Here is a 13022-nt window from a genome sequence, read left to right as displayed (position 1 = left end):
TTAGCTGCAGAACATGAATCAGAAAAAGTCGGAAAAGAAATCAGAAAATTATATTCTTGGTCTGATGAAGATAAATTAATCAATAACTAATCAACACACTTTAGTGTGTTGTCATTGGAAAGTCATGACTTTCTAATGACAACCTACTAAGGTTAAAAATGAAGGGGGAATTTAAAAAATGGCAATGACAATGACACAAAAGATCTTAGCAAAACATGCGGGATTAGATCATGTTGAAGCGGGACAATTAATTGAAGCAAAATTGGATGTTGTAATGGCAAATGATATTACAGGGCCTATGGCATTACCAATTTTTGATAAAATGGCAGATAAAGTCTTTGATAAAGATAAAGTGGTTTTAGTGCCAGATCACTTTACACCAAATAAAGATATTAAATCTGCAGAAAATTCAAAAGCAATTTTGGATTTTACAAACAAACAATGTTTAACACATCGTATGGAACAAGGTAAATGTGGTGTAGAACATGCTATCTTACCAGAAAAAGGAATCGTTGTGGCTGGGGAATGTATTATTGGGGCAGACAGTCATACATGTACTTATGGGGCATTAGGAGCTTTTTCTACAGGTGTAGGAACAACAGATATCGCTACTGGAATGGCAACTGGTGAATTATGGTTTAAAGTACCAAGTGCTATTAAATTTGTGATTACTGGTAAACCAAGTGAATATGTTAGTGGGAAAGATGTTATTTTACATATTATTGATAAAATTGGTGTTGATGGGGCTTTATATAAATCAATGGAATTTGTTGGAGACGGTATTCAATATTTAACAATGGATGATCGTTTTACAATTTGTAATATGGCCATTGAAGCAGGAGCTAAAAATGGTATTTTCCCTGTTGATGATCAAACAATTGCTTATATTGAAAAACATTCTAAAAAGCCTTATGAAGTCTTTGAAGCAGATGAAGATGCTGAATATGAACAAGTGGTAGAAATCAATTTAAGTGAAGTAAGACCAACTGTTGCATTTCCTCATTTACCAGGAAATGGACATACAATTGATGAAATTGAAGAAATGGATAAAATCTATATTGATCAAGTCGTTATTGGATCATGTACAAATGGACGTTTATCTGATTTAGAAAAAGCAGCTGCAATTTTAAAAGGTAAAAAAGTTGCAGACAATGTACGTGTGATGGTCGTACCAGCAACACAAAAAATCTTCTTACAATGTATTCAAAAAGGTTTAGCTGAAATCTTTGTAGAAGCTGGATGTGCATTCAATACACCAAGTTGTGGACCATGTATGGGTGGTCATATGGGTGTTATGGCTAAAGGTGAAAAATGTGTTTCAACAACAAACCGTAACTTCGTAGGTCGTATGGGAGATACAGAAGCACTTATTTATTTAGCTTCTCCACAAGTTGCTGCAGCAAGTGCGATTGCTGGATATATCGCAAATCCTGAAAAGGTAGGTAAAGAATAATGAAAATTTATAAATATAAAGATAATGTAGATACAGATGTAATTATTCCTGCACGTTATTTAAATTCATTTGATGCAAAAGAACTTGCAAGTCATGCTATGGTGGATATTGATCCTACTTTTGCTTCAACTGTAGAAAAAGGAGATATCATTGTAGCAGGTCAAAACTTTGGTTGTGGTTCTTCAAGAGAACATGCACCTCTTTGTTTAAAAACTGCTGGGGTTAAATGTGTTATCGCAAAAAGCTTTGCGCGTATTTTCTATCGTAATTCAATTAATATTGGTTTTCCAATTATGGAATGTGAAGAAGCAGCTGATAAAATTGAAAAAGGTGACGAAGTAGAAGTTGATTTTTCAACAGGTGTAATCACAAATAAAACAAAAAATGAAACTTACCAAAGTCAACCATTCCCAGAATTCTTACAAAAAATGATTGATGCTGATGGTTTAGTAAATTATGTAAATTCTAAAAAATAGGGGATAAAAAATGGAAAAGAATATAGCGATTATTAAAGGTGATGGAATCGGGCCTGAAATCGTTACAGAAGCGATGAAAGTTTTAGATGCTGTTGCTAAAAAATACAATCATAAATTTAATTATACAGAAATCTTAATGGGTGGTTGTTCAATCGATGCTTATGGTGTGCCGTTAAGTGATGAAGCTTTAAAAATTGCTAAAAAAAGTGATAGTGTTTTATTAGGGGCTATTGGTGGAAATACGACAACTTCACCATGGTATAAATTAGAACCATCATTAAGACCAGAAGCAGGTTTATTAAAAATTAGAAAAGAATTAGGGTTATTCGCAAATTTACGTCCTGCTTATTTATATGATGAATTAAAAGGGGCTTGTCCACTTAAAGAAGAATTAACTGCAGGTGGATTTGATATGATGATCATGCGTGAATTAACTGGTGGTCTTTATTTCGGTGAACGTTCTACTGAAAAAGAAGGAGATCAAATGGTTGCTCGTGATTCAATGAGTTATAGTGAAAGTGAAATTCGTCGTATTGCTAAACGTGGATTTGATATTGCAATGAAAAGAAATAAAAAAGTAACAAGTGTGGATAAAGCAAATGTTTTAGATACTTCTCGTTTATGGCGTAAAGTTGTTGAAGAAGTTGCTAAAGAATATCCTGAAGTTACTTTAGAACATATGTTAGTAGATAACTGTGCAATGCAACTTGTAAGAGATCCAAAACAATTTGATGTTATTTTAACTGAAAATATGTTTGGTGATATTTTATCAGATGAAGCAAGTATGGTTACTGGTTCAATTGGAATGTTATCAAGTGCTTCTTTAAGAGAAGATAGTTTTGGTATGTATGAACCAAGTCATGGTAGTGCACCAGATATTGCTGGACAAAATATTGCTAATCCAATTGCAACTATTTTATCAGCAGCAATGATGCTTCGTTATTCTTTTGATTTAGATCAAGAAGCAAAAGATGTGGAAGATGCTATTGAAAAAGTATTAAAAGAAGGATATCGTACAACAGATATCATGTCTGAAGGTAAAACATTAGTAGGTACTCGTGAAATGGGAGACCTTATTGTAAGTCATTTATAGGAGGATATAGGGATGAAAAGTGATTTTGTAAAAAAAGGAACTGAAAGAGCTCCTCATCGATCATTATTTAATGCCGCTGGGTATACAGATGAAGAATTAGAAAGACCATTAATTGGGGTTGTCAATTCTTTCAATGAAATTGTTCCAGGACATATGAACTTAGATAAAATTTGTGAAGCTGTAAAAAAAGGAATCTATCTTGCTGGTGGAGTACCCGTAGAAATTCCAGCAATCGCTGTATGTGATGGTATTGCCATGAACCATACAGGTATGAAATATTCACTTGTTACACGTGAATTAATTGCTGATAGTACAGAAGCCATGGCTGAAGCACATCAATTTGATGGTTTAGTTATGATTCCTAACTGTGATAAAAACGTACCAGGATTATTAATGGCTGCTGCCAGAGTCAATGTTCCAACAATCTTTGTTTCTGGTGGACCAATGTTAGCTGGTCGTAAAATGGATGGTAAAAGAACATGTTTATCTTCATTATTTGAAGCTGTAGGACAATTCAATGCAGGGAATATGACAGAAGATAAACTTCATGAATTTGAACAAAAAGCATGTCCAACTTGTGGTTCATGTTCAGGTATGTATACAGCAAACTCAATGAACTGTTTAACTGAAGTTTTAGGAATGGCTCTTCGTGGAAACGGAACAATTCCAGCAGTTTATTCAGAAAGAATTAGACTTGCAAAACATGCAGGTATGCAAATCGTAGAACTTATTAAAAAAGATATTCGTCCTCGTGATATTATGACTGAAAAAGCATTTATCAATGCTCTAACAATGGATATGGCACTAGGATGTTCAACAAACTCAATGCTTCATTTACCAGCTATTGCTCATGAAGCAGGAGTTACTTTAAATCTTGAAATTGCGAATGAAATTTCTAAGAAAACACCTAACTTATGTCACTTAGCTCCAGCTGGTGATACATTTATGGAAGATTTAAATGAAGCTGGTGGAATTTATGCAGTTATGAATGAAATTAATAAATTAGGTTTATTATCAACTGATCTATTAACTGTTACTGGGAAAACAGTAGCTGAAAATATTGAAGGATGTGTTAACTTAGATCCTGAAATCATTCGTCCAGTGGAAAATCCATATTCACCTTATGGTGGTATCGCTGTTTTAAAAGGAAATATTTGTCCAAATGGTGCCGTTGTTAAACAATCAGCAGTTGCTAAAGAAATGATGGTACATACCGGACCTGCTCGTGTCTTTGATTGTGAAGATGATGCCATTGTTGCTATCCGTGAAGGAAAAATTGTTAAAGGTGATGTTGTTGTTATTCGTTATGAAGGACCTAAAGGTGGACCTGGAATGCGTGAAATGTTATCACCAACTTCAGAAATCGCTGGTATGGGCTTAGATAAAGATGTTGCTTTAATTACAGATGGTCGTTTCTCTGGAGCTACTCGTGGAGCTTCAATTGGACACGTAGCACCTGAAGCTGCTTTAGGTGGACCAATTGCTTTCATTGAAGAAGGAGATATTATTGATATTGATATTACAAATCATTCAATGAATGTACGTGTTAGTGATGAAGAAATGTCTGCAAGAAAAGCTAAATGGCAACCAAGAGAACCTCGTATTAAAAAAGGTTACTTAGTAAGATATGCTTCTTTAGTAACATCTGCAGATAAAGGTGCTGTATTACAAGCACCAGAAGAAAAAAAATAAAAGGAGGAAAAACAAAATGATGTTAACTGGTTCAGAAATTATATGTGAATGTTTAATTGAACAAGGTGTCGATACAGTGTTTGGTTATCCGGGAGGAACTATTCTTAACGTCTATGATGCACTTTATCGTTATCAAGATAAAATCAATCATGTTTTGACCTCTCATGAACAAGGTGCTTCTCATGCCGCTGATGGTTATGCAAGAGCAACAGGAAAAGTTGGTGTTTGTATGGCTACTTCAGGACCAGGGGCAACAAACCTTGTTACTGGAATTGCGACGGCTTATATGGATTCAACACCACTTGTTGCTATTACTGCAAATGTTGGTGTTGAAATCTTAGGGCGTGACAGTTTCCAAGAAATTGATATTACTGGTGTGACAATGCCAATTACAAAACATAATTTTATCGTTAAAGATATTAAAGATTTAGTGCCTACAATTCGTAAAGCATTCTATATTGCAAAAGAAGGTAGACCAGGACCTGTCTTAGTAGACGTTACTAAAAACGTTACTGCAGAAAAGATGGAATTTGAACCACTTCAACCAAAAGCTATTGAACCTAAAACTGAAACATATACTGTTGAAGATTTAGATCAAGCAATTGAAATAATCAAAGAAAGTGAAAAACCATTTATCTTTGCTGGTGGTGGTGTTATTTCATCTGGTGCAAGTCAAGAATTAAAAGAATTTGCAGAAAAAATTGATGCACCTGTTTGTGAAACATTAATGGGTAAAGGGGCTTTTGATAATACAAGACCTCGTTATACAGGAATGCTTGGAATGCATGGAACAAAAGCAAGTAACTTTGGGGTAAGCCAATGTGATTTATTGATTACAGTTGGTGCACGTTTCTCTGATCGTGTTACTGGTAATACTCAAACATTTGCTTCTAATGCTAAAATTATTCACATTGATGTAGATGCCGCTGAAATCAATAAAAATATTCAAGTTGATTTAGGTATTATTGGTGATGCTAAATGTATTTTAAATGAATTAAATAATAAGTTAGAAAGACAAAATCATCCACAATGGTTAAAACAAATTCGTGATTTAAAAGATCGTTATCCACTTAACTATGATGATTCTACTCTTACAGGACCTTATGTCCTTGAACAAATTGATTATTTAACAGATAGTAATGCGATTATTTGTACAGATGTTGGGCAACATCAAATGTGGGCTGCTCAATATTATCATTATCGACGTCCACGTCAATTAATTACTTCAGGTGGAGCTGGAACAATGGGATTTGGTTTAGGTGCTGCAATTGGTGCTAAATATGGAAATCCTGATTTCCCGGTATTCAATATTGCTGGTGATGGATGCTTCAGAATGAATATGAATGAACTTGCTACAGCAAGTCGTTACAATGTGCCTATTATTCAAGTTGTTATCAACAATAAGGTATTAGGAATGGTAAGACAATGGCAAACATTATTCTATGGTAAACGTTATAGTAATACGATTTTAGATGATAAAGTTGATTTCTGTAAAGTTGCTGAAGGATTAGGATGTAAAGCAATTCGTGTTTCTACTAAAGAAGAAGTTGCTCCAGCTATTAAAGAAGCTTTAGATACAAATGGACCTGTTTTAATTGAAGTAATGATTGGTAAAGATGATAAAGTTTTCCCAATGGTTGCTCCAGGCGGTGCTATTTCTAAAGCATTTGATGAATCTGATTTAAAAAATAAATAATTTATGAAAGATCAAATAGAAATATTTGGTCTTTTTTTGTTTTTTGAAGAAAAAAGGAGACAACATGACGAATATATATTGTGGAGGATAAAAATATGAATGGGATTTAAAATAAAAAACGTATGTATGATTATTGTTGTCAAAGAATTATTCAAGAATATGTAGAAGAAGTAAAGAAAATGACAATTGAAGAAATAAGTAAACATATTTATGGTATTAAAATGTCTTCATTAGAAGAATATATTTACTCAAAGAAAAGAGATAAAAATAATAAACAAGATGTACGATGTTATTTTAATTTAAAGGAATGTATTCAAATCAATATCTATTTAAATTTAGACTATAAAGAAGACGCACATGTAAATAAAAGAAAGAAACATAAAGTATATCATTTATATTTTATAACCCGATCTTTAGAATATGATGATGGAACTGTTTTAATGAATATAAATTCCCAACTAAACATTTATAAATCCAGGATTTATATTTCAAATCGATATCGATCAAATAATGAATGTAAACAACATAATGAAATTCTTACTTTAATGCACATCATCTTAAGTTATCGAATGGGTGCAAAGTATAAAGAAAGATCAATAAAAAAATACATAAATAATAAAGAAATAGATAAGGAATTAGAGATAATGTGTAATTTAAGTCAAGCTATAGAAATGGATATTAAAGAAAAGACAGTCAGAAAAGTGACAAGAGAAGTTACAAGACAAAATAATGTCAGAGCTATTTATAATATTATGAAAAATCTAAATGTTTCTTTTGATGTGGCGATAGATATTTTAGGTTTTACTAAAAATGAAAAAATTATTTTAAAAGAATATTTAAAAAATAAAGAGTACTTATTGACCTTATAGTAACTCTAACGTGTATGTTTTGATTAGAAAGAAGGGAAATAAAATGAAAAAGAGTGTGAAATTAGTCATGATCATTGTTTTATTGATGGCAGGTGGGTGTACGACTCAAAAGAAAGAAGAAAACACAAGAATCATCGATACAAGTATGTTTCTTTACAAAGTATCTGATCAAAAAGGTAAATATTCATATTTGTTTGGAACATGTCATCCAGGAAGGTATCCTATTAAAAGTTTGGATAAGGTAACAGAAAAGGCATTAGATGAAAGTGATTCAATTTATTTAGAATGTGATATGAAACCATCGTCAAAAGAAACAGAAGAAATCACTAAATACAATACGTACAATTCAATTCGTGATTTAGGTCTAGAAGATAAATATGAAAATCTAATGAAACAATACAAAAGTTTGAAAGGAAAACCTGGCTATGCACTCTATAATGTATTTGTAATAAACTCACTTATAAATAGTGATCCTGAAGTATTGAATAAGGCAAATATAAGTAAATTTAGTGCAATTGATAATTATATTTATGAGTATGCTCAAAAGAAAAAGAATTTTAAAGAAGTTGAAGGCATTGAATTTCAAATGAAGCTAATAACTGAATTATCAGGGGATTACTCAGAGACGATATTAGACAGTTTAGCAAATAAAGAAATGGTAATAAAAAGTGCTAAAGAAGATTTAGATGCTTATTATAGTGGTAATACACAATATTATGAAGATGAACAAAATTTATTGTTAAATCAGTTAGAACAATTAAATGATAGTGATAAAGAAAAGTATGAAAAGTATTGGAATATACTTGCATATAATAGAAATATTTTTATGAAAGATACTTTAGCCGATAGTATTCATAATAATAAACATGATTTTATAGGTGTAGGATGTAAACATCTCTATGGTAAAAAAGGAATTATCCAATTATTAAAGGATGATGGCTATTTAGTTGAATGTATGAAATAATGAAGGTAGGTGAAAATTATGCAAATAAAAGAGGTTCAAGAAAAACTAAAAATCAGTTCTTATACACTAAGATATTATGAAAAGATGGGACTCATTCAACCTTATCGTGATGAAAATGGTTATCGAAATTACAGTGAAGAAGATATTCACAAAATAGAGAGAATTATGTTTTTAAGAGATATCAATGTACCTATAGAAGATATTAAAGATATCTTAAATAATAAGGTTACATTTCAAGATGTCTTAGAAAGTCATATTCAAAAGGTAAATACTGAAATAGAATCATTACAATATATAAAAAACATGTGTGAAGATTTAAAAGAAAAGAATATTCCTTTATTAGATCAAGTAATTGAAGACAATCAAATAGGAGATAAAAAAGTCAAAAAAAGAGATTTAAAGAAAGTATTTGGCTATTTTAAAAAAGATCAAACGGTGATTATTGGAACTAAATTTGATTTGAATATGTATTTTAGAACATTTATTTGTGCATTGATTACTGCTCCAGTTCTAGCATTTGCTGTTACTAAGTATCTACAAATGGTGCATATTTTAGAAATGGAAACTGTTATGAATCATATTTTCATTTATTTAATATTAATGATTTTAGTTATATTACTTTCAATGGTAAGTATTTCTTATATGTGATCACGTCAAAATTATATAGAACTTACAGATAATAAGATTTCTATTTTGGATGCTAAGAAAGTATCACATTTAAAATTAAGCTATTTAGTTTTAAAAAGAGATTTGACAACTATTATGGAGAATTATAATTGGGAAGATTTAGAATATGTAGAAATTAAATTAGTGATTCAATATGGTGGAATAGGAATGGGAACAAGTAAAACGATGTATTATTATTTACCGAACTATATATTTCATTTTAAAAATTCTTCAAGCAAAAGTTTTTTAGAATGGAATAATCCTAAAGCTGCTTATCAAATATTAAGAAATAAAAATATAGAAATTGTGACTAGTGATGAAATATTAGATTGTTTTGAACAAAAGGAATTAAGTGTTTATGATTTCTTTGAAAATATCTATCATAAAAATGGTAAAAACAGATAGTTAAAAAAGTAGGTGAAAATTATGCAAATAAAAGAGGTTCAAGAAAAATTAAAAATCAGTTCTTATACACTAAGATATTATGAAAAGATGGGATTGATTCAACCATATCGTGATGAAAATGGTTATCGAAACTATAGTGAAGAAGATATTCACAAAATAGAGCGAATCATGTTTTTAAGAGATATCAATGTACCAATAGAAGATATTAAAGATATCTTAGATAATAAAGTCACATTTCAAGATGTCTTAGATAACCATATTGAAAAAGTAAATACTGAAATAGAATCATTACAATATATAAAAAATATGTGTAAAGATTTAAAGGAAAAGAATATTCCCTTATTAGATCAAGTAATTGAAGACAATCAAATAGGAGATAAAAAAGTTAAGAAAAGAGATTTAAAGAAAGTATTTGATTATTTTAAGAAAGATCAAACAGTAGTTATTGGTTATAAGTCGATACCAAGAAGTCTGTTAGGTATTAGTGTTTTATCTTTATTTATATCTGGAATTTTTGGAATTTTAATTGGTTTAGCATTTCCTAATATGATTTCTTATGTGAACGAACAAACACGAAGTTCAGTACAACATTTTCAAATACCTTTTTATAAAGCATCAGGGAAACTCATTATTTTTTCTATGTGTATTTCATTTATTATTCTTTTGATTATATTTGTTATTTGTGAAACTAAATTAGAATATGTTGAATTAACAGATAATAAGATTTCAATTTGTAGTTATCACTATCAAAGTAGAAAATCTATTTTAAAAAGCTTGATAACTAAAAAAGAAAATAATGAAAATAAGGAATATAGTTGGCAGGATTTAAGAAGAGTAAAAATAGAACTTTATTTTACAAAAGGTGGTGGAGGACATCAGGGATTATATACATTTTATGTGATGCAATTTAGTTTTATCTTTCAAGATGGATTTGAATTTATCATTGATATGGGAAAATCAGTTGAGGAAAATCCTAAAATGGCTTATCAAATATTAAGAAATAAGAATATTGATATTCAAGCAAGTGATGAAGTAATTGACTTCTTTGAACAAGATGAATTAAAATTGTATGATTTTTTTGAAAATATTTATCATAAAAATGGGAAGAATAGGTAAGAGGATTAGATGTGAATTTAATCCTTTTTCTTTGTTAATAAATTAACTTTGTTTTTTTATAATCGCCTGTTGTAAATTGTTTCTAAAAGAGTACAATGTAGTGGAATTTAGGGAGAAAGATCATGAAAAAGATAAAAAAAAGAGATTTAATTAGCTTTGCCTGTGTATTTTGTTCTTCATTGATTATGGCTGCTACAACTAAAACATTTGTAAGACCAGCGCACTTATTGTCAGGTGGGTTTATGGGTATTGCCTTACTTGTAGATATGATTGCTGATTTATTTGGAAAATCAATTCCAACAGCATTCACTTTAGTTGTTTTAAATGTACCTGTTGCGCTTATTTGTGCCAAGAAAATATCAAAACGATTTGTATTCTTTTCATTATTACAAGTCTTTTTAACATCATTTTTATTACAAATTATTCCAAATTATCCATTATTTGATGAACAAGTTTTAAATGTTGTATTTGGTGGATATATTTGGGGAATGAGTATTGTACTTGCTTTAAAAGCGGGTGCTTCTTCAGGTGGTACAGATTTTATTGCTTTGTATTTTGCTAATAAAAATGGACGAGAAATCTGGATGCAAGTTTTTGCCTTTAATGCTATGATTTTATGTGTTTTTGGAGTTATTTTTGGATTTGATAAAGCAGGGTATTCTATTTTGTTCCAATTTATCTCAACAAAAACAATTTCTACTTTCCATACACGATATAAACGTGTTATGTTACACATCTATACTGTAAAAAAAGACGAAGTGGTGGATACTTATTTAGAAAAATTTCATCATGGGATCACTGCTTTAGATGGTTATGGAGGATATTCACATCATCCTGTAAGCTATTTAACAGCAATTGTTTCAAGTTATGAAGTCGGAGATGTTTTAGAAGCTTTAAAGGAAACTGATCCAAAGATTATTGTTTCTGTAACTAAAGTTGAAAACTTTATAGGACGTTTTTATAATAAACCATTGGATTAACGAGTATACACCCGTTAATTTTTTTTATGTCTTTTGATGCAAAATAGAATAGAATCCACCTTCAATACTGTAAGCATCATAACCTTGTTGACATAAATCATCTGCTAGTTTTTTTGATTTAGCTCCGCTATAACAGATAAGAATAAGTGGTTCTTTTTTAGAAAAATGATACTGATTGAGATTGAACTTTTCATAGGGAATATTTGTGAATTTTGTTAGATGAATTTTCTTATACTCATAGGGATCTCTTAAATCGACAAATTGATAATCATTCTCTAACATAGATGGGATTTTTTGGATAGGGATTACATTCGTATTTTTCATATTTTTCACCTCATAATATAATATGAAATTAATTGAAAACAATGATTATAGATGATATAATTCAGCCATGGAGGAATTATAAAAATGGATAAGAAAACAATTAGAGATATTGAAGTCGCTGGAAAAACTGTTTTAGTTCGTGTTGACTTCAACGTACCAAGAAGTAAAGAAACAGGAGAAATCACTAATGATAATCGTATTGTTGCTGCATTACCAACAATCAAATATTTATTAGAACAATCTCCAAAAGCTATCGTTTTATTCTCTCACTTAGGTAAAGTGAAAACTGAAGAAGACAAAGCTAAAAACAATTTAGCTGTTGTTGCTCCTAGATTAGCTGAATTATTAGGTAGAGATGTAAAATTCGTAGATTGCACTCGTGGTGCTGAATTAGAAGAAGCTGTTAAAAACGCTGAAAATGGACAAGTTATCTTAGTTCAAAACACTCGTTATGAAGCTGGAGAAAGTAAAAATGATCCTGAATTAGGAAAATACTGGGCTTCATTAGGTGATGTATTTGTTGAAGATGCATTCGGTTCAGTTCATAGAGCTCATGCTTCTACAGCTGGAATCCCTGCTCATTTACCATCAGCAGCTGGTTTCTTAGTAGAAAAAGAAATCAACTACATTGGAAAAGCTGTAAGTAATCCAGAAAGACCAATGGTTGCTATCTTAGGTGGAGCTAAAGTTTCTGATAAAATCTTAGTTATCGAAAACTTATTAAAAATTGCTGACAAAGTTATCGTTGGTGGAGGTATGTGCTATACTTTCGCTAAAGCTCAAGGTCATTCAATCGGTAACTCTTTAGTTGAAGATGATAGAATTGACGTAGCTAAAGATATCTTAGCTAAAGCTGGAGATAAATTAATCTTACCAGTTGATTCTGTAATCAATACTGCATTTGCTGCAGAAGGTGATATTAAAGTTTGTGGTGAAGATGTACCTGATGGATACATGGGATTAGACATCGGACCTAAATCTGTAGAAAACATCAAAGCTGCTTTAGCTGGTGCTAAAACAGTTGTATGGAATGGACCTATGGGTGTATTCGAAATGGAACCATTCGCTAAAGGAACAATCGCTGTATGTGAAGCTTTAGCTGGTTTAGAAGGTGCTAACACTATCATTGGTGGTGGAGATAGCGCTGCTGCAGTAATGCAACTTGGATATGCTGATAAAGTTTCTCACATCTCAACTGGTGGTGGAGCTTCATTAGAATATATGGAAGGTAAAGTTCTTCCAGGTATCGCTGCAATTGATGATAAATAATAAGGAAGGTATTTGTAAT

General features: G+C 30.9%; 13 protein-coding genes. 12 read left to right on the top strand and 1 reads right to left on the bottom strand.

All coding sequences use genetic code 11. From position 1 onward, the window contains the following. The first annotated feature begins 178 nt into the window (after positions 1 to 178). The 11 genes from leuC (at position 179) to OCV55_RS13150 (ending at position 11410) form a co-directional block, all read left to right on the top strand. On the top strand, positions 179 to 1453 hold the full coding sequence (gene leuC, locus OCV55_RS13200; protein ID WP_032089414.1) for a 3-isopropylmalate dehydratase large subunit: 1275 nt from the start codon (positions 179 to 181) through the stop codon (positions 1451 to 1453). Then, complete coding sequence (gene leuD, locus OCV55_RS13195) at positions 1453 to 1929, top strand: 3-isopropylmalate dehydratase small subunit (RefSeq protein ID WP_032089413.1); 477 nt, start codon at positions 1453 to 1455, stop codon at positions 1927 to 1929. Before leuC ends, leuD begins: the two co-directional genes overlap by 1 nt. A gap of 10 nt (positions 1930 to 1939) precedes the next feature. Beyond that, complete coding sequence (gene leuB / locus OCV55_RS13190; RefSeq protein ID WP_147580845.1) at positions 1940 to 3022, top strand: 3-isopropylmalate dehydrogenase; 1083 nt, start codon at positions 1940 to 1942, stop codon at positions 3020 to 3022. Between the two features lie 12 nt (positions 3023 to 3034). Then, entirely contained in the window at positions 3035 to 4714 is a 1680-nt protein-coding gene (ilvD, locus tag OCV55_RS13185) for a dihydroxy-acid dehydratase (RefSeq protein ID WP_032089411.1), read from the top strand. 16 nt (positions 4715 to 4730) lie between these two features. Further along, a complete protein-coding gene (gene ilvB, locus OCV55_RS13180; RefSeq protein ID WP_147580844.1) occupies positions 4731 to 6410 on the top strand; it encodes a biosynthetic-type acetolactate synthase large subunit in 1680 nt (559 codons plus the stop codon). 122 nt (positions 6411 to 6532) lie between these two features. Beyond that, positions 6533 to 7279: a hypothetical protein gene (locus OCV55_RS13175; protein WP_147580843.1), complete on the top strand. Its 747-nt coding sequence runs from the start codon at positions 6533 to 6535 to the stop codon at positions 7277 to 7279. 43 nt (positions 7280 to 7322) lie between these two features. Then, positions 7323 to 8243, top strand: coding sequence for a TraB/GumN family protein (locus tag OCV55_RS13170; protein WP_147580842.1), 921 nt, complete (start codon positions 7323 to 7325; stop codon positions 8241 to 8243). A gap of 18 nt (positions 8244 to 8261) precedes the next feature. Continuing rightward, positions 8262 to 8891, top strand: coding sequence for a MerR family transcriptional regulator (locus OCV55_RS13165; RefSeq protein ID WP_147580841.1), 630 nt, complete (start codon positions 8262 to 8264; stop codon positions 8889 to 8891). Between the two features lie 114 nt (positions 8892 to 9005). Continuing rightward, positions 9006 to 9314 (top strand): hypothetical protein, encoded by a 309-nt coding sequence (locus OCV55_RS13160; protein WP_147580840.1) that lies wholly within the window; start codon positions 9006 to 9008, stop codon positions 9312 to 9314. 21 nt (positions 9315 to 9335) lie between these two features. After that, positions 9336 to 10430, top strand: coding sequence for a MerR family transcriptional regulator (locus OCV55_RS13155; protein WP_147580839.1), 1095 nt, complete (start codon positions 9336 to 9338; stop codon positions 10428 to 10430). Between the two features lie 122 nt (positions 10431 to 10552). Then, complete coding sequence (locus OCV55_RS13150; protein WP_119362726.1) at positions 10553 to 11410, top strand: YitT family protein; 858 nt, start codon at positions 10553 to 10555, stop codon at positions 11408 to 11410. Between the two features lie 24 nt (positions 11411 to 11434). Here OCV55_RS13150 and OCV55_RS13145 read toward each other — a convergent pair whose 3' ends face one another. Continuing rightward, positions 11435 to 11734 carry a rhodanese-like domain-containing protein gene (locus tag OCV55_RS13145; RefSeq protein WP_032089406.1) on the bottom strand — a complete coding sequence of 100 codons (300 nt, stop codon included), beginning with the start codon at positions 11732 to 11734 and terminating at the stop codon, positions 11435 to 11437. An 84-nt stretch (positions 11735 to 11818) separates the two neighbouring features. On the opposite strand from OCV55_RS13145, the gene OCV55_RS13140 reads away from it, so the two are divergent. Next, a complete protein-coding gene (locus OCV55_RS13140; RefSeq protein ID WP_022002408.1) occupies positions 11819 to 13003 on the top strand; it encodes a phosphoglycerate kinase in 1185 nt (394 codons plus the stop codon). The last annotated feature ends 19 nt before the right edge of the window (positions 13004 to 13022 follow it).

The sequence above is a fragment of the [Clostridium] ammoniilyticum genome, assembly GCF_025566905.1.
GTDB classification, from domain to species: Bacteria; Bacillota_I; Bacilli_A; order Erysipelotrichales; family Coprobacillaceae; genus Faecalibacillus; species Faecalibacillus intestinalis.
This window is presented reverse-complemented; position numbering and strand designations above follow the sequence as displayed.

Excerpts from the sequence above, each read along its gene's own strand:
- leuD (WP_032089413.1), top strand. The coding sequence starts at position 1,453 with ATGAAAATTTATAAATATAAAGATAATGTAGATACAGATGTAATTATT.
- OCV55_RS13155 (WP_147580839.1), top strand. The coding sequence starts at position 9,336 with ATGCAAATAAAAGAGGTTCAAGAAAAATTAAAAATCAGTTCTTATACA.
- ilvD (WP_032089411.1), top strand. The coding sequence starts at position 3,035 with ATGAAAAGTGATTTTGTAAAAAAAGGAACTGAAAGAGCTCCTCATCGA.
- OCV55_RS13165 (WP_147580841.1), top strand. The coding sequence starts at position 8,262 with ATGCAAATAAAAGAGGTTCAAGAAAAACTAAAAATCAGTTCTTATACA.
- OCV55_RS13160 (WP_147580840.1), top strand. The coding sequence starts at position 9,006 with ATGGAGAATTATAATTGGGAAGATTTAGAATATGTAGAAATTAAATTA.
- OCV55_RS13140 (WP_022002408.1), top strand. The coding sequence starts at position 11,819 with ATGGATAAGAAAACAATTAGAGATATTGAAGTCGCTGGAAAAACTGTT.
- leuC (WP_032089414.1), top strand. The coding sequence starts at position 179 with ATGGCAATGACAATGACACAAAAGATCTTAGCAAAACATGCGGGATTA.
- OCV55_RS13170 (WP_147580842.1), top strand. The coding sequence starts at position 7,323 with ATGAAAAAGAGTGTGAAATTAGTCATGATCATTGTTTTATTGATGGCA.
- ilvB (WP_147580844.1), top strand. The coding sequence starts at position 4,731 with ATGATGTTAACTGGTTCAGAAATTATATGTGAATGTTTAATTGAACAA.
- OCV55_RS13150 (WP_119362726.1), top strand. The coding sequence starts at position 10,553 with ATGAAAAAGATAAAAAAAAGAGATTTAATTAGCTTTGCCTGTGTATTT.
- OCV55_RS13175 (WP_147580843.1), top strand. The coding sequence starts at position 6,533 with ATGTATGATTATTGTTGTCAAAGAATTATTCAAGAATATGTAGAAGAA.
- OCV55_RS13145 (WP_032089406.1), bottom strand. The coding sequence starts at position 11,734 with ATGAAAAATACGAATGTAATCCCTATCCAAAAAATCCCATCTATGTTA.
- leuB (WP_147580845.1), top strand. The coding sequence starts at position 1,940 with ATGGAAAAGAATATAGCGATTATTAAAGGTGATGGAATCGGGCCTGAA.